General features: G+C 63.9%; 24 protein-coding genes. 11 read left to right on the top strand and 13 right to left on the bottom strand.

All coding sequences use genetic code 11. The annotated features are described in order from the left end of the window. Positions 1 to 48 precede the first annotated feature (48 nt). The 5 genes from sucD to mdh are packed head-to-tail and all read right to left on the bottom strand — an operon-like array spanning position 49 to position 4,020. A complete protein-coding gene (gene sucD, locus AC1D1N_RS03160; RefSeq protein ID WP_477346542.1) occupies positions 49 to 951 on the bottom strand; it encodes a succinate--CoA ligase subunit alpha in 903 nt (300 codons plus the stop codon). A 12-nt stretch (positions 952 to 963) separates the two neighbouring features. Continuing rightward, a complete protein-coding gene (locus AC1D1N_RS03155) occupies positions 964 to 1,461 on the bottom strand; it encodes a DUF1579 family protein (RefSeq protein ID WP_477346540.1) in 498 nt (165 codons plus the stop codon). Positions 1,462 to 1,463: 2 nt separating this feature from the next. Beyond that, positions 1,464 to 1,835, bottom strand: a complete 372-nt coding sequence (locus AC1D1N_RS03150; RefSeq protein ID WP_436262417.1) for a cupin domain-containing protein — start codon at positions 1,833 to 1,835, stop codon at positions 1,464 to 1,466. 4 nt (positions 1,836 to 1,839) lie between these two features. Next, positions 1,840 to 3,033: an ADP-forming succinate--CoA ligase subunit beta gene (gene sucC / locus AC1D1N_RS03145; RefSeq protein ID WP_436262416.1), complete on the bottom strand. Its 1,194-nt coding sequence runs from the start codon at positions 3,031 to 3,033 to the stop codon at positions 1,840 to 1,842. A gap of 18 nt (positions 3,034 to 3,051) precedes the next feature. Continuing rightward, complete coding sequence (mdh, locus tag AC1D1N_RS03140; RefSeq protein ID WP_112560100.1) at positions 3,052 to 4,020, bottom strand: malate dehydrogenase; 969 nt, start codon at positions 4,018 to 4,020, stop codon at positions 3,052 to 3,054. A 234-nt stretch (positions 4,021 to 4,254) separates the two neighbouring features. On the opposite strand from mdh, the gene AC1D1N_RS03135 reads away from it, so the two are divergent. Beyond that, complete coding sequence (locus AC1D1N_RS03135; protein WP_436262415.1) at positions 4,255 to 4,674, top strand: GNAT family N-acetyltransferase; 420 nt, start codon at positions 4,255 to 4,257, stop codon at positions 4,672 to 4,674. Positions 4,675 to 4,703: 29 nt separating this feature from the next. Then, complete coding sequence (locus AC1D1N_RS03130; protein ID WP_436262414.1) at positions 4,704 to 5,042, top strand: hypothetical protein; 339 nt, start codon at positions 4,704 to 4,706, stop codon at positions 5,040 to 5,042. Positions 5,043 to 5,046: 4 nt separating this feature from the next. On the opposite strand, the gene zapE is transcribed toward AC1D1N_RS03130, so the two are convergent. After that, positions 5,047 to 6,258 carry a cell division protein ZapE gene (gene zapE / locus AC1D1N_RS03125; RefSeq protein WP_436262413.1) on the bottom strand — a complete coding sequence of 404 codons (1,212 nt, stop codon included), beginning with the start codon at positions 6,256 to 6,258 and terminating at the stop codon, positions 5,047 to 5,049. 30 nt (positions 6,259 to 6,288) lie between these two features. Then, complete coding sequence (locus tag AC1D1N_RS03120; RefSeq protein ID WP_436262412.1) at positions 6,289 to 6,828, bottom strand: AprI/Inh family metalloprotease inhibitor; 540 nt, start codon at positions 6,826 to 6,828, stop codon at positions 6,289 to 6,291. Between the two features lie 274 nt (positions 6,829 to 7,102). Between AC1D1N_RS03120 and AC1D1N_RS03115 the strand changes: the two genes are divergently transcribed. The 8 genes from AC1D1N_RS03115 (at position 7,103) to AC1D1N_RS03080 (ending at position 14,624) form a co-directional block, all read left to right on the top strand. Then, positions 7,103 to 8,113, top strand: coding sequence for an MBL fold metallo-hydrolase (locus AC1D1N_RS03115; protein WP_477346536.1), 1,011 nt, complete (start codon positions 7,103 to 7,105; stop codon positions 8,111 to 8,113). Positions 8,114 to 8,176: 63 nt separating this feature from the next. Further along, positions 8,177 to 8,338, top strand: coding sequence for a DUF1328 family protein (locus tag AC1D1N_RS03110; RefSeq protein WP_023683859.1), 162 nt, complete (start codon positions 8,177 to 8,179; stop codon positions 8,336 to 8,338). A gap of 73 nt (positions 8,339 to 8,411) precedes the next feature. Beyond that, positions 8,412 to 9,296, top strand: coding sequence for a diaminopimelate epimerase (gene dapF, locus AC1D1N_RS03105; RefSeq protein ID WP_477346534.1), 885 nt, complete (start codon positions 8,412 to 8,414; stop codon positions 9,294 to 9,296). Continuing rightward, the gene (gene mtaB / locus AC1D1N_RS03100) at positions 9,296 to 10,600 is read left to right on the top strand and encodes a tRNA (N(6)-L-threonylcarbamoyladenosine(37)-C(2))-methylthiotransferase MtaB (RefSeq protein ID WP_477346532.1); all 1,305 of its coding nucleotides are present in this window, start codon (positions 9,296 to 9,298) and stop codon (positions 10,598 to 10,600) included. Before dapF ends, mtaB begins: the two co-directional genes overlap by 1 nt. 12 nt (positions 10,601 to 10,612) lie before the next feature. Further along, positions 10,613 to 12,592, top strand: a complete 1,980-nt coding sequence (ftsY, locus tag AC1D1N_RS03095) for a signal recognition particle-docking protein FtsY (RefSeq protein WP_477346530.1) — start codon at positions 10,613 to 10,615, stop codon at positions 12,590 to 12,592. Positions 12,593 to 12,653: 61 nt separating this feature from the next. Then, positions 12,654 to 13,325, top strand: coding sequence for a septation protein A (locus AC1D1N_RS03090; RefSeq protein WP_436262406.1), 672 nt, complete (start codon positions 12,654 to 12,656; stop codon positions 13,323 to 13,325). A gap of 92 nt (positions 13,326 to 13,417) precedes the next feature. Then, on the top strand, positions 13,418 to 14,038 hold the full coding sequence (locus AC1D1N_RS03085) for a pyridoxamine 5'-phosphate oxidase family protein (RefSeq protein ID WP_436262405.1): 621 nt from the start codon (positions 13,418 to 13,420) through the stop codon (positions 14,036 to 14,038). A gap of 52 nt (positions 14,039 to 14,090) precedes the next feature. Beyond that, a complete protein-coding gene (locus AC1D1N_RS03080) occupies positions 14,091 to 14,624 on the top strand; it encodes an NADPH-dependent FMN reductase (RefSeq protein WP_477346527.1) in 534 nt (177 codons plus the stop codon). Between the two features lie 39 nt (positions 14,625 to 14,663). Here AC1D1N_RS03080 and AC1D1N_RS03075 read toward each other — a convergent pair whose 3' ends face one another. Both AC1D1N_RS03075 and AC1D1N_RS03070 read right to left on the bottom strand, forming a co-directional pair. Further along, positions 14,664 to 14,870: a tautomerase family protein gene (locus tag AC1D1N_RS03075; protein WP_013892236.1), complete on the bottom strand. Its 207-nt coding sequence runs from the start codon at positions 14,868 to 14,870 to the stop codon at positions 14,664 to 14,666. 165 nt (positions 14,871 to 15,035) lie between these two features. Further along, complete coding sequence (locus tag AC1D1N_RS03070) at positions 15,036 to 15,956, bottom strand: SMP-30/gluconolactonase/LRE family protein (RefSeq protein WP_352556955.1); 921 nt, start codon at positions 15,954 to 15,956, stop codon at positions 15,036 to 15,038. Between the two features lie 289 nt (positions 15,957 to 16,245). On the opposite strand from AC1D1N_RS03070, the gene AC1D1N_RS03065 reads away from it, so the two are divergent. Then, on the top strand, positions 16,246 to 16,413 hold the full coding sequence (locus tag AC1D1N_RS03065) for a hypothetical protein (protein ID WP_112560088.1): 168 nt from the start codon (positions 16,246 to 16,248) through the stop codon (positions 16,411 to 16,413). Between the two features lie 42 nt (positions 16,414 to 16,455). On the opposite strand, the gene AC1D1N_RS03060 is transcribed toward AC1D1N_RS03065, so the two are convergent. The 4 genes from AC1D1N_RS03060 to ccmA form a co-directional block, all read right to left on the bottom strand. Next, complete coding sequence (locus AC1D1N_RS03060; RefSeq protein ID WP_477346525.1) at positions 16,456 to 17,037, bottom strand: DsbE family thiol:disulfide interchange protein; 582 nt, start codon at positions 17,035 to 17,037, stop codon at positions 16,456 to 16,458. After that, complete coding sequence (gene ccmD, locus AC1D1N_RS03055; RefSeq protein ID WP_477346523.1) at positions 17,034 to 17,225, bottom strand: heme exporter protein CcmD; 192 nt, start codon at positions 17,223 to 17,225, stop codon at positions 17,034 to 17,036. Before ccmD ends, AC1D1N_RS03060 begins: the two co-directional genes overlap by 4 nt. Positions 17,226 to 17,330: 105 nt before the next feature. After that, on the bottom strand, positions 17,331 to 17,996 hold the full coding sequence (ccmB, locus tag AC1D1N_RS03050; RefSeq protein ID WP_436262401.1) for a heme exporter protein CcmB: 666 nt from the start codon (positions 17,994 to 17,996) through the stop codon (positions 17,331 to 17,333). Between the two features lie 52 nt (positions 17,997 to 18,048). Beyond that, positions 18,049 to 18,657: a heme ABC exporter ATP-binding protein CcmA gene (gene ccmA / locus AC1D1N_RS03045; protein WP_477346521.1), complete on the bottom strand. Its 609-nt coding sequence runs from the start codon at positions 18,655 to 18,657 to the stop codon at positions 18,049 to 18,051. Between the last annotated feature and the right edge of the window lie 200 nt (positions 18,658 to 18,857).

The raw sequence follows: 18,857 nt of genomic DNA, 5'->3' as shown, positions 1-18,857 counted from the left end.
CCTTACGTTTGGAGGGGAGTAGGGCAGAAGCCCTACTCCCTTACTGCCCTAACCCTTGATCGCCTCGACCAGCGTCGTGCCCAGCCGTGCCGGCGATGGCGATACTTTGATGCCGGCCGATTCCATTGCCGCGATCTTGTCTTCCGCGCCGCCCTTGCCGCCGGAGATGACCGCGCCCGCATGGCCCATGGTGCGGCCGGCCGGCGCGGTGCGCCCGGCAATGAAGCCCGCCATCGGTTTCTTGCGGCCGCGCTTGGCTTCGTCCTTGAGGAACTGCGCGGCGTCTTCCTCGGCCGAACCGCCGATCTCGCCGATCATGATGATCGACTTGGTCTCGTCGTCGGCGAGGAACATCTCCAGCACATCGATGAACTCCGTGCCTTTGACGGGGTCGCCGCCAATGCCGACGGCGGTGGTCTGGCCGAGGCCGACATTGGTGGTCTGGAAGACCGCCTCATAGGTAAGCGTTCCCGAGCGCGAAACAACGCCGACGGAGCCCTTTCGGAAGATGTTTCCGGGCATGATGCCGATCTTGCATTCGTCGGGGGTGAGCACACCCGGGCAGTTCGGCCCGATCAGCCGCGAGGTCGAGCGGTCGAGCCGCGCCTTGACCCTGACCATGTCCATCACCGGAATGCCTTCGGTGATGCAGACGATCAGCGGGATCTCGGCCTCGATCGCTTCCAGGATGGCTTCGGCGGCACCTGCCGGCGGCACATAGACGACCGAGGCATTAGCGCCGGTCTTGGCCTTGCCCTCGGCAACGCTGGCAAAGATCGGCAGGCTTTCGCCCTTAGCGCCGGTCCAGGTCTCGCCACCCTTCTTGGGATGGATGCCGCCGACCATCTTGGTGCCGTAATAGGCCAGCGCCTGTTCGGTGTGGAACGTGCCGGTCTTGCCGGTCAGGCCCTGCACCAGCACCTTGGTGTTCTTGTCGATGAGAATGGACATCGGAGCCCTTTTCTAAAAACCGTTGATCGAGGAAGGCGAGACGCGCCGGTAGACGCCGCTCACCATGTCTTGCCAGCTGTCGCCGCCGGCAGGTTTGAAATGCAGTCGCATGCGGTAGGCATCGGCATTGTCGAAAACATATGTCACGCGCGCGGAGCCGCGTGGCGACGCCCGCTCCAGAGTGAGCTCCGCGCCGTTCCATGCGCCTGTGGCCGGCGAGGCCGGCACAAAGCCCATCGAATCGAATTGATGCATGGTGACGACGCTGTTCTGCTGGTCGAAGCCGAACACACTGTGCGACCCGAACGAGACGGTGCCGTCGCGGCGCTGGCGATAGCGCTGCACCACGAACAGCCCGCCGAACTGTGCCTCCGCCAGCACGTCCGATGTCGCTGCGCCGCCATCGGCCCATTGTGTTTCCGCCACCTCTTCCTCGCCGCGCCACGCGCCGACCAGCGCCTGCAGGCGCTGGTGATCGGCCGAGAGCGAGGAGAAGGACGCAGCGTTCATGGTCAGAGCCGCTTCAGATCGGAGACGGTGAGATCGCTCTTGGCATTGCCGGTGTTGAGCGTCGTTGCCGGCTCGAACATCAGCACGATCGGCTCCGCGGTCAGCGACCGTGGCCGGTGCTCGACGCCCTTCGGCACGACGATGAAATCGCCCTCGCCGAGCTCGACCGGACCGTCGCGGAAATCGATGGCGATGCGGCCGCGCAGCACCAGGAAGGCTTCGTCCTCATGCTCATGCGCATGCCAGTCGAAGGTCTCGCCGAACTTGGCGACCTTGGCTTGGCTGTCATTGACGTCGCCGGCAATGTGCGGATCGAAGACCTTGCTGATCTTCTGATCCGCCGCCTCGACGAGGTTAATCTTGCGCGGAGGCATCCGCTCAGCCCTTCACCGCTGCCACGATCTTCTTGGCTGCGTCGTCGAGGTCATCGGCCGACACGACATTCAAGCCGCTGTCGTTGATGATCTTCTTGCCGAGCTCGGCATTGGTGCCTTCGAGACGCACCACCAGCGGCACTTGCAGGCCGACTTCCTTGACCGCGGCAATCACGCCCTCGGCAATGATGTCGCACTTCATGATGCCGCCGAAGATGTTGATCAGGATGCCTTTGACGGCCGGGTCCTTGGTGATGATCTTGAACGCCGCCGTCACCTTCTCCTTGGACGCGCCGCCGCCGACATCGAGGAAGTTGGCGGGTTCGGCACCATAGAGCTTGATGATGTCCATCGTCGCCATGGCAAGGCCTGCGCCGTTGACCATGCAGCCGATATTGCCGTCGAGCGCGACATAGGCGAGGTCGTATTTCGACGCCTCGATCTCCTTTTCGTCCTCTTCGGTGGTGTCGCGCAGTTCCATCAGCTCGGGGTGGCGGAAGAGAGCGTTGTTGTCGAACGACACCTTGGCGTCGAGCACGCGCAGTCGGCCGTTCTTCATCACGATCAGCGGATTGACCTCGAGCAGGCTCATGTCCTTTTCGACAAAGGCCTTGTAGAGGATCGGGAACAGCGTTGCGGCATCCTTGGCGGCGTCGCCAGTGAGCCCCAGCGCTTCCACCAATATGTCGACGTCGATGCTCGTTACGCCGGCCAGCGGATCGATGGCGCGGGTGATGATCTTTTCCGGCGTGTCGTGGGCGACGCCTTCAATGTCCATGCCGCCTTCGGTCGATACGACGAAGGCGATGCGGCCAACCGCGCGGTCGACCAGGATCGACAGATAAAGCTCGCGCTCGATGTCGGCGCCGTCCTCGATGTACAGCCGATTGACCTGCTTGCCGGCCGGTCCCGTCTGCTTGGTCACCAGCGTGTGGCCAAGCATCTCATTGGCGTTGGCGACGACATCGGCCACCGACTTGGCCAGCCGCACGCCGCCCTTGGCGTCCGGGCCAAGCTCCTTGAACTTGCCCTTGCCGCGGCCGCCGGCATGGATCTGGCTCTTCACCACATAGAGCGGGCCGGGCAGCGCCTTGGCGGCGGCTTCCGCCTCGCTCGCCTTGAACACCGGCACGCCTTCGGCCACCGGCGCGCCAAAGCTCTTCAGCAGCGCCTTGCCTTGATATTCATGGATGTTCATCTGGATGGTCTCCGGGGATCACTTCGAGGCGAGATGCGGGGCGATCTTGACGCAGGCCTCGGTCAGGCCCTGCACCGTCGCCACCGAAGCGTCGAACATCTTCTGCTCGCTCTTGTTGAGGTCGATCTCGATGATGCGCTCGACGCCGCCGGCGCCAATGACCACGGGAACGCCGACATAGGTGCCCTTGACGCCATACTGGCCCGAGAGATGCGCAGCGCAAGGCAGCACGCGCTTCTTGTCCTTGAGATAGGATTCGGCCATCGAGATCGCGGAAGCCGCCGGCGCATAGAAGGCCGAACCGGTCTTCAAGAGGCCGACGATCTCGGCGCCGCCGTCACGGGTGCGCTGGACGATCTGGTCGAGCTTTTCCTTCGAGGTCCAGCCCATTTTGATGAGGTCGGGCAGCGGAATGCCCGACACCGTCGAATAGCGGATCATCGGCACCATGGAATCGCCGTGGCCACCGAGCACGAAGGCGGTGACGTCTTCGACCGAGACCTTGAACTCTTCAGCGAGGAAATAGCGGAAGCGCGCGCTGTCGAGCACGCCGGCCATGCCGACGACATGCGTCTTGGGCAGGCCGGAGAACTTCTGCAGCGCCCAGACCATGGCGTCGAGCGGGTTGGTGATGCAGATGACGAAGGCCTTCGGCGCGTACTTCTTCAGGCCGGCACCGACCTGTTCCATGACCTTGAGGTTGATGCCGAGCAGGTCGTCGCGGCTCATGCCCGGCTTGCGCGGCACGCCGGCAGTGACGATGCAGACGTCGGCGCCCTCGATGCCGGCATAGTCATTGACGCCGGTCAGCCTCGAATCGAAGCCGTCGACCGGCGAAGACTGCGCGATATCGAGCCCCTTGCCTTGCGGAATGCCCTCGGCAATATCGAACAGCACCACGTCGCCGAGGTCCTTGAGGCCGATCATGTGAGCGAGAGTGCCGCCGATCATGCCGGAGCCGATGAGCGCTATCTTGTTGCGTGCCATGTGAGGAAATTTTCCCTTTGTCTGTGACGACGCCCAAATCTGTGGCGATCTGGTTGACGGCGTCGAGGAAGAGGCCGGAAGGCTGCGGGATCCGCGAGATTTCGCCGCATCCAGTAGCCCTGGTGGAAAATATATTCAATCGATTATTTTCGAGTGAATAATTTCAATCGGTTAGAAACATCGGGATTTACGTAAACGTCAAAGTTTGTAAGCCGACTTGAGAGGTTTTACACAATGAACGTGGAAATCAGAAGACTATATGCCGGCGATGACGCCCTTGTGAAGCGGATCGCCGAAGACGTGTTCGACGAGCCGGTGCGCCCCGACAGGCTTGCCGCCTACCTCACCTCGCCAGGTCATTTCCTGATTGTCGCGCTGGACGATGGCATCGTGGTCGGCCAGTGCGCCGCCGTCATCCACCGCCACCCCGACAAGGTCAGCGAACTCTACATCGACGAGGTCGGTGTGTCCCCGGCCTTCCAGCGCCAGGGCATCGCCCGAAAGATGCTGGATGCGATGTTCATGATCGGGCGCGAACAGGGCTGTGAAGAGGCATGGGTCGGCACCGAGCCGGACAATGTTGCGGCGCGCTCGCTTTATGAGTCGCGCGGTGCAGTAGCCGAGCCATTCGTGATGTATGTCTACAGGCTCTAGAATGCCCCACGACAACAGGGAGGTTAGCCATGACTGAGACAGAACCGCTCATTCTGCGTCGCTGGTCGTCCGTCATCCGTACACAGGATCGCGTTGCCTATGCCGCCTATGTCGAGAGGACGGGAGGCCTCGACTACGGGGCTACGGCCGGCAATCGCGGTTTCCAGATGCTTATGCGCGATCGCGACGATGACTCGACGGAGGTCGTCACATTGAGCTGGTGGTCATCAATGGACGCCGTGCGAAGCTTTGCCGGGGATGCACCCGAACTGGCCCGCTACTATCCCGAAGACGATCGCTACCTTCTGGAAAAGCCCGAATTCGTCGACCACTACACGGTTGTTGCCGGAACCTTGCCGCCCATTTGAAGGCTTAGGCCATCGCGACCGGAGGCTCGCTATGCCTGCCTTCGGGCTTCTGCGCCTTCTGCCGTTCCGCCCAGTCTTCCAGCCAGTCGCGGCTTTGCATCTCGATCAGCCGTGAGGCGGTGCGTTCGAATTCGAACACCTCGACGCCGCGCTTGGCCGTATAAAGCTCAGACGGCGCGGCCTCGGCGCTCACCACCAGCCGCGTATGGTGATCGTAGAGCGTATCGATCAACAGGATGAAGCGCTTGACCTCGTTGCGCCTGCCTTCGCCGAGCACCGGCACGCGATCGACGAAGATGGTCGAGAAGCGGCCGGCAATGGCCAGGAAATCGCGGGCGCCAAGCGGCTTTTCGCAGAGATCGGCGAAGGAAAACCGCGCCGTGTCGCCCGCAGCGGCCGGCACCACCACCTGCCTGCCCTTCACCGCCACGGTGGTTTCGACGACGGGCGCGCCGCGTGTCATCGCCTGCCAGGCCTCGTCCAGCATACGGTCGGCCTCGGCATCCGCCGGGGTGACATAGACAGGCGTGCGCGCCAGTTTTTCCAGACGGTAGTCCTTGTCGGCATCGAGCGTCAGCACCTGGGCGTGACGCTCGAGAATGCTGATGAAGGGCAGGAAGAGCTGGCGGTTCAGCCCATCGCGATAGAGATTTTCGGGCGCGACATTGGAGGTGGCGACCAGCACCACGCCATTGGCAAACAGCGCCGAAAACAGCCGCGACAGGATCATCGCATCGGCAATGTCGGTGACCGAAAACTCGTCGAAGCACAGCACCCAGGCCTGTTCGGCTAGCTGGAGTGCTACCGGCGGGATCGGATCGTCCTCCTTGGCGTCGCCATTCTTGCGCGCCTGCCGGTGCTTCTGGATGCGATCCTGCACATCGGCCATGAAGTCGTTGAAATGGACACGGCGCTTGCGGCGGACCGGCAGCAGTTCGAAGAACATGTCCATCAGCATGGTCTTGCCGCGGCCGACGCCACCATGGATGTAGAGGCCTTTGACGACCTCGCGCGTCTCGCGCTTGCGGGCAAACAGCCAGCCGAGCGCACTCGACTTGTGCGCCAGCCGCTTGACCGAGATCTCATCGGTCAGCCGGTCGAGTGCGGCGGCGATGCGCACCTGCGCCGGATCGCGTTCGATAGCGCCGGTGTCGACCAGATGGTCGTAGCGCTGCCTGACGGTCGCATGGGTCTGGAGGCCGTCACGCAGATGCATCGGTCACGTCGCTGTCTAGGGATAGGCAGCTTATCTTGTAAGCGAAATCGGCAAGCCGGTGGAAGTCTGGCCGTCGAATTTCGAACCGCCCGACGAATAAAGCCGCGCCAGGGTGCCGCCATTCTCGTCATAGAGCGTCAGCTGCTTGCCGGCGACGTTCCACGACTTGATGCCGTCGATGGGTGCCGGGCAATGCAATGGTCCGGCGCGATAGCCGGCGCCGAATTTGGTCTGTGGCGTCGCCACCTTGCAGCTCTGTCCGGAAACGCTGGCGTTCCAGACGCCGGCGACGCTGGCCGCGGTGAGGTCGGTGGCGCCCGCAGGCGCCGATCCATCCGGCGGCAGCGCGGCGACCTGAGTGCCGGCCGGTGCCGTCGGGAATTGCGACGGGTCGGTTGTGCCCGGCGCTGCCGGCGGCGGCAGCTGGCTTCCGCTCACCGTACCGGCGGGCGCGGGCTGCAGTGGCGCCGGCTGCTGGTCATCCATCGATGAAAAACGCGAGGTCGAACAGCCGCTTGCAAACAGCGCTGCCAGCGATACGGCCACCAGGCCGCTTCTCGAAAAAGTCATTTCAACCTCCGTCGGATCCGGCTGGGGGGAAGCCGTCCGCACACTCTCACCCTCACCAAGATGGAGAAGGTGGCGAAATTTCAACCCGATATGGTTAAAATAGGGTTTGCAGCAAGAATTGTTGCAAATTTATCGCAAAATTCCTGGCGGACGAGGGCGTGCCTTGGCTCTAGCGCGGTTCGAACCGGTAGATTGGTTGCGAGAGCGGCACCTGCTTGCGCCGGAGGCCCTCGTCCCTATCTAGCAAGGACAGAAACCTGCCGGAGCCGAAACCTTGGCCGCGAGAAAGAGAGCCGCCAACCGCTATTACAGCGGCCCGCCCAGCGACCATTTCGACGGTACTCTCTTCTTCAATCCCGACGGCCAGATGCCCGGACGCTTCACAGATCTGCTCAAATGGCAGCTGAGCGGCGAGCGTTCGAAATGGCCGGCAGCCAATCCGAGTCCGTTTGAACCAACGGAGCCGGCGGCGCGCATCGACAGCGACGGGCTGCGGCTGACCATGGTCGGTCATGCGACGCTGCTGATCCAGATCGCCGGCCTCAACATCCTGACCGACCCGGTGTGGTCGCCGCGCGTCTCGCCGCTCTCCTTTGCCGGGCCTAGGCGCGTCAATGCGCCAGGCATCGCGTTTTCCCAGCTGCCGCCGATCGACCTGGTGCTGGTCAGCCACAATCACTACGACCATCTCGACCTTGCCACGCTCAAGCGGCTGAAGGCGAAGCACGATCCGCTTGTGCTGACGCCGCTCGGCAACGACGCCATCATCGATAGCGCCGTGCCGGGCATGCGAACGACGGCGCATGACTGGGGCGAGCGTGTCGAGATTACCAAGGACATCGCCGTCCATGTCGAGCCGGTGCATCACTGGTCGGCGCGTGGCGCGCGCGACCGCCGCATGGCGCTGTGGGCTGGCTTCGTCGTCGAAACCCCCGCCGGAAAGATCTATTTCGCTGGTGACACCGGTTTCCATGGCGGCGCCAATTACCGGCTGATGGCTGAGAAACATGGCGGCTTTCGCCTCGCCATCCTGCCGATCGGCGCCTACGAGCCGCGCTGGTTCATGGCGCCACAGCACCAGAATCCGGAGGAGGCGGTGCAAGGCATGCAGCTGTGCAACGCGGCTCACGCCGCAGGCTGCCACTGGGGCACGTTCCATCTCACCGACGAACCGGTCGACGAGCCGGTTCGAAAACTGGCCGAGGCGCTGGAGGCAGAGGGTGTTCCGCACGAGCGCTTCCGCGCCTTGCGGCCGGGTGAAATCTGGGACGTGCCGGAGGTCTAGGGAAGGAACCCAACGGGCCAAAACGCGTTGTTTGCGCAACGCAATTTGGCCGGGAGCCTTTCCATGATCAAATGGATCATCATTCTCCTGATCGTCGCCGCCGCCGCGAGCCTGCTCGGCATGCCGGCGCTGGCGGGCGCCGCCGCAACCGGCGCGCGCGTCCTTATCGGCATCGTTCTAGTCATCTTCCTGCTGATCGTGCTCGGCGTCTTTGCCGTGACCTGAGACCCCGTCGCACTGGTAATTCCCGCCCGTTTCCGCCATATAGCGGCAAAACGGACAGGAACTACTGGAAGCTATGGCAGGCACGGCCCCCTTCGCCAAGATGAACGGCATCGGCAACGAGATCATCGTTGCCGACATGCGCGGCCGTGCCGATCGAGTGACGGCAGCGTCGGCTGTCGCGCTCAACGCCGATGCGGCGACCAAGTTCGACCAGATCATGGCCATCCATGACGCCCGCACGCCCGGCACCGCCTACTACATCGACATATTGAATTCCGACGGCTCGGGCGCACAGGCCTGCGGCAACGGCATGCGCTGCGTCGTCCAGGCGCTGGCCGCCGAAACCGGCCAGAAGAACTTCACCTTCGAGACCCGCGCCGGCATCCTCAACGCCGTCGAGCACGCTGACGGCACCATATCGGTCGACATGGGCACGCCGCGCTTCGGCTGGCAGGATATTCCGCTGGCGGAAGAGTTTCGCGACACCCGCATGATCGAATTGCAGATCGGCCCGATCGACGCGCCGGTGCTGCATTCGCCTTCGGCTCTCTCGATGGGCAACCCGCACGCCATCTTCTGGGTCGATCGCGACGTCTGGTCCCACGAGCTGGAGCGTTTCGGCCCGCTGCTCGAAAACCATCCGATCTTCCCCGAGCGCGCCAACATCACAATCGCACAGGTGACGTCGCCGGAGACGATGATCATCCGCACCTGGGAGCGCGGCGCCGGCCTGACCAAGGCCTGCGGCTCGGCCGCTTGCGCAGCGGTAGTCGCCGCAGCCCGCACCCGGCGCACCGGCCGCAGCGTCACGCTGATGACGCCAGGCGGCGGCTCGCTGCATGTCGAATGGCGCGAGGACGACCACGTTATCCTGACCGGCGCTGCCGAATGGGAGTTTTCCGGCAGTTTCGATCCGTCGACCGGAAGCTGGGCTCGCGACACTGAAAGCGCGGCCTGATGTCTGGTCTTGCCAACGCAAAAGGCATAGACGTCGTCACCTTCGGCTGCCGCCTCAACACCTATGAATCTGAGGTGATGCGTCGCGAAGCCGAAAGTGCCGGCCTCGGCGCGCTCGCAGGCGGCGCCATCATCTTCAACACCTGCGCCGTCACCTCGGAAGCGGTGCGCCAGGCCAAGCAGTCGATCCGCAAGGCCCGCCGCGAAAACCCGCAGGCGCGCATCATCGTCACCGGCTGCGCGGCGCAGACCGAACCGCAGAATTTCGTTGCCATGGACGAGGTCGACCTCGTGCTCGGCAATGAGGAGAAGCTGAAGGCGAACTCCTACCGCGCGCTGCCGGATTTCGGCGTCAACGACACCGAGAAGGCGCGCGTCAACGACATTTTCTCGGTGCGCGAGACCGCTGGTCACATGGTCGACGCCATCGAGGGCAGGGCACGCGCCTTCGTCCAGGTGCAAAATGGTTGCGACCACCGCTGCACCTTCTGCATCATCCCCTATGGCCGCGGCAATTCACGCTCGGTGCCAATGGGCGCCGTGGTCGAGCAGGTCAAGCGTCTCGCCGGCAACGGCTATGCCGAGATCGTGCTGACCGGCGTCGACATGACCTCCTTCGGCGCCGATCTGCCGGGCGCTCCGAAACTCGGTAAGCTGGTGAAGACCATCCTGAAGCAGGTGCCCGACGTGAAGCGCCTGCGGCTGTCCTCCATCGATTCGATCGAGGCCGACGACGAATTGCTCGACGCCATCGCCACCGAGCCCAGGCTGATGCCGCATCTGCACCTGTCGCTGCAGTCGGGCGACGACATGATCCTGAAGCGGATGAAGCGCAGGCATCTGCGCGACCAGTCGATCCGCTTCTGCGAGGATGTGCGCAAGCTGCGCCCTGACATCGTCTTCGGTGCCGACATCATCGCCGGCTTCCCGACCGAGACCGAGGACATGTTCGAGAATTCGATAAAGATCGTCGAGGAATGCGGGCTGACGCATCTGCACGTCTTCCCGTTCTCGTCCCGCGAAGGCACGCCCGCCGCGCGCATGCCGCAGGTCCGCCGCGAACTGGTGAAGCAGCGCGCCGCAAGGCTGCGCGCCGCCGGCGAGGCCGCGTATCGCCGCCATTTGTCGGCACTCCCGGGAACGCGCCAGTCGATCCTGGTCGAGCGCGACGGCCTCGGCCGCACCGAGGGATTTACGCTGGCCGCCATCGCCGCCGGTGCGCCGGGCGAGATCGTCGAGGCCACCATTACCGGCCATGACGGCGCGCGCCTGACCGCAGCGCCGCTCACCGCCCGCGCCGCCTGAGACGATTGAAGCATGGCCGGTTTTTTCAAGAAGATATTTTCGTTCGGCAAGAAGGAAGTCGTCGAGGCGCGCATCGACGAAACCGCGCCGCTGCCGCCGATCAAATGGGATGCGCTTGAGGCGCTGAAGCCAGCTGCCGAGCAGGTCGTTCCGGAGTTTTTGAAGCGTGACGAGGCGCCAGCGCCCCACCCTCCCCTCGATGGGGAGGGTCGCCACGAAGCGGCGGGGAGGGGTGACAGCGCCGACGCCGATCACCCCCACCCCCAAGCTTCGCTTGGGACCTCCCCCATCGAGGGGGAGGTAAAAGCAGCGCCGGAGCCGGCGCCCGAGGAGCCGAAGCCCGAACCAGCGCCGACCATTCCGCCGGCACCGGAGCCGGTCGTTCCCTCCGAGCCGGAACCGCTGCCGGAGCCTGTGCCGGAGGAAGAGCCGCAACCGGAACCTGAGCCCGAGCCGCTGGAACCTGAGGAGGTTCCTGCGTCGCCCGCCGCTCCGGAGCCCGAACCGCAGCCGCAAGAGGTGCCGCCGGCACCAGCCGAGCCGGAGATCGAACCGTCGCGCCCGGAAAGGCAGCCTGAGCCAGCGCCTGTCGAAGTGCCGCCACCGGCCGAGGTTCCCGCCGAAGCGCCCCCGATCGAGGTGCCGCCACCGGCGCCGTCTCCCGCGCAGCCAACCTCAAAGGCCGGCGCTGCCCCTCATCCGCCTGCCGGCACCTTCTCTCCGTATAGTGACGGGGAGAAGGAAGAAGCTCCTGCGCCGACGCCTCACCCTCCCCTCGATGGCGAGGGTCGACGCGGAGCGGCGGGGTGGGGTGACAGCGCCGACGTTGGCGCCAGTCACCCCCACCCCCGAGCTGCGATCGGGACCTCCCCCATCGAGGGGGAGGTAAAGCGCACACCGCCCGAAGCTACACCCGCGCCGGTCGAAGCACAGCGCGTCATTGCCGAGATCGCGCCCGAACCACAGCCCATCCCCCAACCTTCGCCAGAGCCCAAACCCGCTCCCGGCAAGGTGACCGTCACCAAAAAAGTCGAGCAGAAGGCTGAGCCGGTCAAGGCGCCGGAACCGACGCCGCGTCGTTCGTGGTTCCAGCGCATGCGCGACGGGCTGGCGCGGTCGTCGCGCGAGCTCACCGGCAACATTGCCGGCGTCTTCACCAAGCGCAAGCTGGATGAGGACACGCTGCAGGACCTGGAGGACGTGCTGATCCGCGCCGATCTCGGCCTGGAAACCGCGCTCCGCGTCACCGATGCGCTGGCCTCCAGCCGCTACGGCAAGGATGTCTCCGACGCGGAAGTGCGCGCCGTGATGGCTGCCGAGGTCGAGAAGGTGCTGACCCATGTCGCCATGCCGCTGGAGCTCGACCTTTCGCACAAGCCGCATGTCATCCTGGTCGTCGGCGTCAACGGCACCGGCAAGACCACGACCATCGGCAAGCTGGCGGCAAAACTGACCGATGGCGGGCTGTCGGTGATGCTCGCCGCCGGCGACACGTTTCGCGCTGCAGCCATCGAGCAATTGAAGATCTGGGGTGAGCGGACGAAATCGCCGGTCATCGCCTCCAAGATCGGCGCCGATGCCGCCGGCCTCGCCTACGACGCCTTCGAACGCGCGAAAGAGGCCGGTTCCGATGTGCTGATCATCGACACCGCCGGCCGGCTGCAGAACAAGACCGAACTGATGGCCGAACTGGAAAAGATCGTGCGCGTGCTGGGCAAGCTCGATCCGGAAGCGCCGCACACCGTGCTGCAGACGGTCGACGCCACCACCGGCCAGAATGCGCTCAACCAGGTCGAGATCTTCCGCAATGTCGCCGGCGTCAACGGCCTGGTGATGACCAAGCTGGACGGCACGGCGCGCGGCGGTATTCTGGTGGCGATCGCGGCAAAGCATAAACTGCCGGTCTATTTCATCGGCGTCGGCGAACAGGTCGACGACCTCGAACCTTTCTCAGCCAGCGAATTCGCCAGGGCGATCGCGGGCGTAGCGTAACAGGCAATGATCTCGAAGAGCTGACGGCTTTTTGGACAAGATCATGCGTCAGAAGGAAGTCATGAACCCTCCCATCCTCGAACGCGACCCGTCCGACCCGCAAAAGAAGAAGGAAAGCGTCAATCCGCTGCTCAAGCTGGTGCTGGAACTCGGGCCGCTGATGGTGTTCTTCTTCGCCAATGCGCGCGGCGCCTGGCTGGTCGAGAAATTTCCGGTGCTGGCCGAATTCGGCGGGCCGATCTTCGTCGCCACCGGCCTGTTCATGGCTGCGACCGCAATCGCGCTGATCGCCTCCTGGCTGCTGATGCGCACCTTGCCGATCATGCCGATGGTCTCGGGCGTCGTCGTCTTCATCTTCGGCGCGCTGACGCTCTATCTGCAGGACGATGTCTTCATCAAGATGAAGCCGACCATCGTCAACACGCTGTTCGGCGGCGTGCTGCTTGGCGGCCTGTATTTCGGCCGCTCGCTGCTCGGCTATGTCTTCGATTCGGCCTTTCGCCTCGATGCCGAAGGCTGGCGCAAGCTGACCTTCCGCTGGGGCCTGTTCTTCCTGTTCCTGGCTCTTGCCAATGAAGTGGTGTGGCGGAATTTTTCGACCGACTTCTGGGTTACCTTCAAGGTCTGGGGCATCATGCCGATCACGCTGCTGTTCACCTTCAGCCAGATGCCGCTGATCCTGCGCCATTCGATCGAGGATAAGACCGATAAGGCGGAGGAAGCAGGCAAGTAGAGCAATTCCAGGAAAAGTGTGCAGCGGTTTTCCCGGGAAAAGCGCGTAGCGCTTTCCCTTGGGAATTGCGCTGGAATTGGAGGAGAGGGGCCATGGAATTCGTCACCACAAGCGACGAGTTGAGGACAATCTACAAGACGCCGCGGCCGACCGACGCCTCGATGCGCAAGGAGCTCAGGGCGCTCGACGGCCACTGCCGCTCCTTCATCGGCAAGAGCCCCTTCGTGCTGATCGGTTCTTCCGATAACGCCGGCAATGCCGACGTGACGCCGAAAGGCGACAGGCCCGGCTTCGCCCTTGTCCTCGACGACAAGACCATCGCCATCCCCGACCGGCCCGGCAACAACCGGCTCGACACGCTGGAAAACATCCTGCTCAACCCTTCGGTCGGGCTGCTGTTCCTCATCCCCGGCATGAACGAAACGCTGCGCATCAATGGCGACGCCCGCATCACCGTCGATGCGGATTTGCGTGAGCGCCTCAGCGTCGACGGCAAGCAGCCGCAAAGCGTCGTCGTGGTGAGCGTCAAGGCCGCCTACATGCATTGCGCCAAGGCCTTCATGCGCTCGCAATTGTGGAAGCCGGACAGCTGGTACGACCGCGCGACGCTGCCGACGCTCGGCCAGATCCTGTCCGATCAGATGGCGCATGCCGAAACGCCCGATGATTTCGACCGCTCACTGGACGAGGCCTACAGCAAGACCCTGTGGTAGATTTTCGGCGACGATTCGCTCGTCCCGGTTTCCCCCTTGCCCGGTTTCCCCTTTGATTGAAATCCTCGCCATCTCCGGCAGTCTGCGCGCTGCCTCGACCAATTCGGCGCTGCTCGCGGCGCTGGCCGCGAACGCGCCTTCGGATTGCCGCGTAGCCGTTTATGACGGGCTAGGCCTGCTGCCGATCTTCAATCCCGACGACGAAGGCGAGCGCACGCCACGCGAAGCCGCCCGGCTGATCGGGGCCGTCACCAGCGCCGACGGCATTATCGTTTCCAGCCCCGAATATGCGCATGGCGTGCCGGGCGGCATGAAGAACGCGCTCGACTGGCTGGTCTCGCGCGACGCCGCCGTCGACAAGCCGGCCATGCTGGTGCACGCCTCCGCGCGCTCGCTATACGCCCGCGCCGCGCTCGCCGAGATCATGCGGACGATGTCGTTTGCGCTCTGCGAGGAAACGTTCGAGATCGCGCTGCTGGGCAAGAAGCCGGCGGAGGTGGAGACGATCTTGGGCGAAGATGCGAACCGGCAGGCTATGCGCGACGCGGTCCAAGGGTTCGTGGATTTTATACGCAGGCGGCGGTGAGCGGCTTTCCCTTCTCCCACAAGGCGAGAAGGAAGGCGCCTACCCCTTCCGCAGCGTCTCGACGTCGGTCTTGCCGACATACCAGTCGCGCGCATTGACCTCTTCGAACACCACCCAGACATCGTCGTTGCCGAGCCCGGTGGCGTCCATGATGGCCGCCGTGACCTTTTTGGCGATGTCAGCCTTCTTGCCCGCCGGATCAGCGGCGATCACTTCCTTGACGATGCGGATGTTGACGAATGGCATGACGTCCTCCCCTGGAATTGTTCCTGATGCCGCCACTGGCAGATGGCTTAGAAATCCGCTCCGGCGAACCACCTGGCGGCGGTTCCGGCAGCCGCAGCGCAACCGGCGTCGCGGGCATGCGCAGGAGCGCCATCAAGGGCCGCCAGAGAAGTGTTTCCAGCAGCCTCAATAGGTCTTGGCCCCGTTCACCATCAGCCGCACCATGTAAAGCGACGTCGTGCCGGCGATGTAGAGGCAGTTCAGCTTGTTGCCGCCGAACACGCAATTGGCGGTGACTTCCGGCACCTTGACCTTGCCGATCAGCGTGCCGTCGGGATCGTAGCAGTGGATGCCGTCGGCGGCGCTGGTCCAGATGCGGCCGGCCTCGTCGAGCCGGAAGCCGTCGAACAGGCCGGCCGTGCAGTCGGCGAACACCTTGCCGCCCGACACTTTCTTGCCGCCCTTGCCGATGTTGAAGACCCGCATATGCGCCGGGTTTTGTGCGCCATGGGTGCGGCCGGTGTCGACGACATAGAGCTGGCTTTCATCGAGCGAGAAGGCAAGCCCGTTCGGCCTGACCATGTCGGTAATGACAGCCTCGACCTCGCCGCTGTCGGGATCGACCCGGTAGACGTAGCAGGCGCCGATTTCGCTCTCGGCCTTGTCGCCCTCATAGTCAGTGTCGATGCCGTAGCTCGGATCGGTGAACCAGATCGAGCCGTCGGAGCGCACCACGACGTCATTTGGCGAATTCAGCCGCTTGCCTTTCCATTTGGCCGCGATGGTGGTGATCGAGCCGTCATACTCGGTGCGGCTGACGCGGCGGCCCGAATGCTCGCACGTCACCAGCCGGCCCTGGCGGTCGACGGTGTTGCCATTGGAATTGCCGGAGGGCTGACGGAACACGCTGACATTGCCGTCGGTCTCGTCATAGCGCAGCATGCGATTGTTGGGGATGTCGGACCAGACCACATAGCGGCCGGCAGCGAACCAGGCCGGCCCTTCCGCCCACTGACATCCGGTGAACAGTTTTTCCACCTGCGCGTTGCCATTGAACAGCCGCGCGAAACGCGGATCGAGAATTTCGTAATAGTCTGCGGCCGCCATGCTTTTCCTCCGGGCATCACGTGACGCGCGGATCAAGCCAGCCTGCGGGCGAGAAGGCAAGATGGCGCATGCGCAATTTGTAAGACAAAAGGCATGCGGCCCGGCATTGGCTCGCCAGCCTGCCCGGCCGGGTACGGTGCTGTTAGCGCTGCATTAACCGGCTATGCGCTCTGTGCAATGGTGCATTGCAACATCTTCTTTTTGCATCGCACCATTCCTATGTCATGCTGCGTACAGTCAAGGGAGGAACAAATTCGCCGCTGATATGCGGCACGAAAGGACCCTTGCTATGATCTTCGACAGTCTCATGACCCGCGCTCGCACCTCGATTGCCAAGCGCAAGCACTACAACCGCCTCGTCGCCGAAATCGAGAACCTCTCCGGCCGCGACCTCGCCGACCTGCGCGCCGATCGCTCGGAAATGCTCTACCAGGTCCGCAAGCAGATCTACGGCTGAGCTTAATGCCCTGACGGCCCCGCGTTCGAAGCGAGGCGGCCGTCAGCGCGGTGCCGCGAGCGCCTTCTCAATTTCAGGCATCAGCACCGTCTGCGAGGACTCGCCCGTCAGCGGCCCGACATGCTTGTAGGCGATCTTGCCATCCTTGCCGATGACGAACGTTTCCGGCACGCCGTAGACACCCCAGTCGATGGCCGTGCGGCCGGTTTCGTCGACGCCGATGGCCTGGAACGGATTGCCGAGATCGCCGAGGAACCGGCGCGCGTTTTGCGGCTCGTCCTTGTAGTTCAGCGCTGCCATGACGAAGCGCTTGTCTTGCGACAGCGCCAGGAGCACCGGATGTTCTTCCCGGCACGGCGCGCACCACGATGCAAAGACATTGACCAGCGTCACCTTGCCGGCGAAGGTTTTTGAATCGAGGCCGGGCAGGTTTGACCCTTCCAGCGCCGGCAAATTGGTCTGCGGCGCCGGCAGGCCAAGCAGCGCCGACGGCACTTCAGCCTCGTCGCGCCCCGACAAAAGCTGCAACAGGAACAGCCCCGCAAGGCCGAGGAAAACCAGCAGCGGCAACAGCACAATCAGGCGGCGGCGCGGCGGCGCCGGCGTTTCGCTTTCCGTGCTCATGGTTTGTTGGCCCCAGTGCTGGCCCCAGTGCTGGCCTTGTCCGAACGCCGCCGTACGCCTGCTGCCTCTAGTTCTGCCAGTTCGCGTTTGCGCCCACGCTGGTCGAGCAGGATCCAACCGATCAGTCCGGCTAGCACGATCGCCGTGATGCCATAGGCGGCGGTGACATAAAGGGCGTGTGCGCTCATGCAGCCCGCTTCCCTTCCGCTGTCGCTTCGCTGTGCTCGATCATGGCCTTCCCATAGCTTTGCAGCTTCGGCTTCGCAATTGGCCGCTGCGCCGCAGCCGTCACGTCAATCCGTTCCATGCCGCAGCGCCAGCGCTGCCGCCACCGGCCCCAGCACGGCAAGAAACAGCGTCAGCGCGGCAAGAATGAGGAAGGGCTGCGCGAACGGGTCGGGATCGGCCACCGCGCCGTAGCTGGCCGACACGCCGAAGATCAGCACCGGAATGGTCAGCGGCAGCACCAGCACCGAGATCAACAGCCCGCCGCGCGGCAGCGCCACCGCCACCGCCGCGCCCACCGCACCGATGAAGGTGATTGCCGGCGTGCCGACCAGAAGGGTCAGCGCCGTCGCGCCGATGCTGAGTGGCTCCATGTTCATGAATAGGCCGAGCAGAGGGGCGGCGACCACCAGCGGCAGAACGCTGCCCGCCCAATGTGCCAGGCACTTCACCAGCACCGTCAGCGCCAGCATATGGCGGTCATTGCCCAGCACCAGAAGATCGAGGGACCCGTCCTCGCGGTCGGCCTGGAACAGCCGGTCGAGGCCGAGCAGGCAGGCGAGCAGAGCGCCGATCCACAGGATCGCCGGACCGATACGGGCCAGCAGCTTCAGGTCCGGCCCAACGCCGAAGGGGATGGTGGCGATGACGGCGAGGAAGAAGATGACGCCAGTCAACGCTCCGCCGCCGGCACGGATGGAGAGGCGGATGTCGCGGAGGAAGAGGGACCACATTACGAAGTGGTCCTTTGTTGAGGAAGGCGTTCTTGCACGTAGAGGACCGACATCAAGCGGCTTCCCCCATCACCAACGCCTGCGCCCCATCCAACCCCAGCGGCAGATGCGTCGCCGCGACAATGATCCCACCCTCCTCGCAGTGCTTCGCCATCAATCCCGCAAACCGCGCCTCCGAAGCCTTGTCCAGCCCCGCCGTCGGCTCATCGAGCAGCCACAGCGGCCTGTGGCTGACCAGAAGCTTCGCAATCGCCGCGCGCCTTCTTTGCCCGGTCGACAGATAGCCGAATGGCAGATAGCCGATGCCGCCGAGACCGACCGTCTCCAGTGCCTCTTCGACACCCAGCTGGCCATCGCCATTGAAATCGCGCCAGAAGCGCAGATTCTCCGCCACGCTCAGCGCCGTCTTCATCGCATTGAGATGGCCGAGATAATGGACGGCCGAAGCGATCGTCGGAAACGTCTCGCCGCCGCCTTCAAGCCGCACGTCGCCTTCTGCTTTCGGCAGCAGCCCGGCGATGACCCTGAGCAGCGTCGATTTGCCTGATCCGTTCGGTCCGGTGACGACCAGCGCCTGGCCATCCTCAATCACGAAACCGATGCCGGAAAAGACCGTCTCGCCGCCGCGTTCGCCGCCCAGATTTTCGGCGATCAGCCGCATCCTTGCCCGTCCCGAAAACTTTACCGTGCGACAGCTGCCGCATCGCACAAAATTGCCTGTCGCCTGTCTAGAACTATTCCAGAAAATTCTCTATATGCGGTTCATCCGTGCCAGCGGTCGGCACGGGAAGAGAATTTGCGCCGAACCAGCGCACGCGCCGCCTTGAACGGCTCGGGTTGCTTGGGAGCGGACAGCGGAAA

This window comes from Mesorhizobium sp. P2_B5, from assembly GCF_056404775.1.
Note: the sequence above shows the minus strand (reverse complement) of the source record. Positions and strands in the feature narration are given on the sequence as shown.

Excerpts from the sequence above, each read along its gene's own strand:
- sucD (WP_477346542.1), bottom strand. The coding sequence starts at position 951 with ATGTCCATTCTCATCGACAAGAACACCAAGGTGCTGGTGCAGGGCCTG.
- AC1D1N_RS03155 (WP_477346540.1), bottom strand. The coding sequence starts at position 1,461 with ATGAACGCTGCGTCCTTCTCCTCGCTCTCGGCCGATCACCAGCGCCTG.
- AC1D1N_RS03150 (WP_436262417.1), bottom strand. The coding sequence starts at position 1,835 with ATGCCTCCGCGCAAGATTAACCTCGTCGAGGCGGCGGATCAGAAGATC.
- sucC (WP_436262416.1), bottom strand. The coding sequence starts at position 3,033 with ATGAACATCCATGAATATCAAGGCAAGGCGCTGCTGAAGAGCTTTGGC.
- mdh (WP_112560100.1), bottom strand. The coding sequence starts at position 4,020 with ATGGCACGCAACAAGATAGCGCTCATCGGCTCCGGCATGATCGGCGGC.
- AC1D1N_RS03135 (WP_436262415.1), top strand. The coding sequence starts at position 4,255 with ATGAACGTGGAAATCAGAAGACTATATGCCGGCGATGACGCCCTTGTG.
- AC1D1N_RS03130 (WP_436262414.1), top strand. The coding sequence starts at position 4,704 with ATGACTGAGACAGAACCGCTCATTCTGCGTCGCTGGTCGTCCGTCATC.
- zapE (WP_436262413.1), bottom strand. The coding sequence starts at position 6,258 with ATGCATCTGCGTGACGGCCTCCAGACCCATGCGACCGTCAGGCAGCGC.
- AC1D1N_RS03120 (WP_436262412.1), bottom strand. The coding sequence starts at position 6,828 with ATGACTTTTTCGAGAAGCGGCCTGGTGGCCGTATCGCTGGCAGCGCTG.
- AC1D1N_RS03110 (WP_023683859.1), top strand. The coding sequence starts at position 8,177 with ATGATCAAATGGATCATCATTCTCCTGATCGTCGCCGCCGCCGCGAGC.
- dapF (WP_477346534.1), top strand. The coding sequence starts at position 8,412 with ATGGCAGGCACGGCCCCCTTCGCCAAGATGAACGGCATCGGCAACGAG.
- mtaB (WP_477346532.1), top strand. The coding sequence starts at position 9,296 with ATGTCTGGTCTTGCCAACGCAAAAGGCATAGACGTCGTCACCTTCGGC.
- ftsY (WP_477346530.1), top strand. The coding sequence starts at position 10,613 with ATGGCCGGTTTTTTCAAGAAGATATTTTCGTTCGGCAAGAAGGAAGTC.
- AC1D1N_RS03090 (WP_436262406.1), top strand. The coding sequence starts at position 12,654 with ATGAACCCTCCCATCCTCGAACGCGACCCGTCCGACCCGCAAAAGAAG.
- AC1D1N_RS03085 (WP_436262405.1), top strand. The coding sequence starts at position 13,418 with ATGGAATTCGTCACCACAAGCGACGAGTTGAGGACAATCTACAAGACG.
- AC1D1N_RS03075 (WP_013892236.1), bottom strand. The coding sequence starts at position 14,870 with ATGCCATTCGTCAACATCCGCATCGTCAAGGAAGTGATCGCCGCTGAT.
- AC1D1N_RS03070 (WP_352556955.1), bottom strand. The coding sequence starts at position 15,956 with ATGGCGGCCGCAGACTATTACGAAATTCTCGATCCGCGTTTCGCGCGG.
- AC1D1N_RS03065 (WP_112560088.1), top strand. The coding sequence starts at position 16,246 with ATGATCTTCGACAGTCTCATGACCCGCGCTCGCACCTCGATTGCCAAG.
- AC1D1N_RS03060 (WP_477346525.1), bottom strand. The coding sequence starts at position 17,037 with ATGAGCACGGAAAGCGAAACGCCGGCGCCGCCGCGCCGCCGCCTGATT.
- ccmD (WP_477346523.1), bottom strand. The coding sequence starts at position 17,225 with ATGAGCGCACACGCCCTTTATGTCACCGCCGCCTATGGCATCACGGCG.
- ccmB (WP_436262401.1), bottom strand. The coding sequence starts at position 17,996 with ATGTGGTCCCTCTTCCTCCGCGACATCCGCCTCTCCATCCGTGCCGGC.
- ccmA (WP_477346521.1), bottom strand. The coding sequence starts at position 18,657 with ATGCGGCTGATCGCCGAAAATCTGGGCGGCGAACGCGGCGGCGAGACG.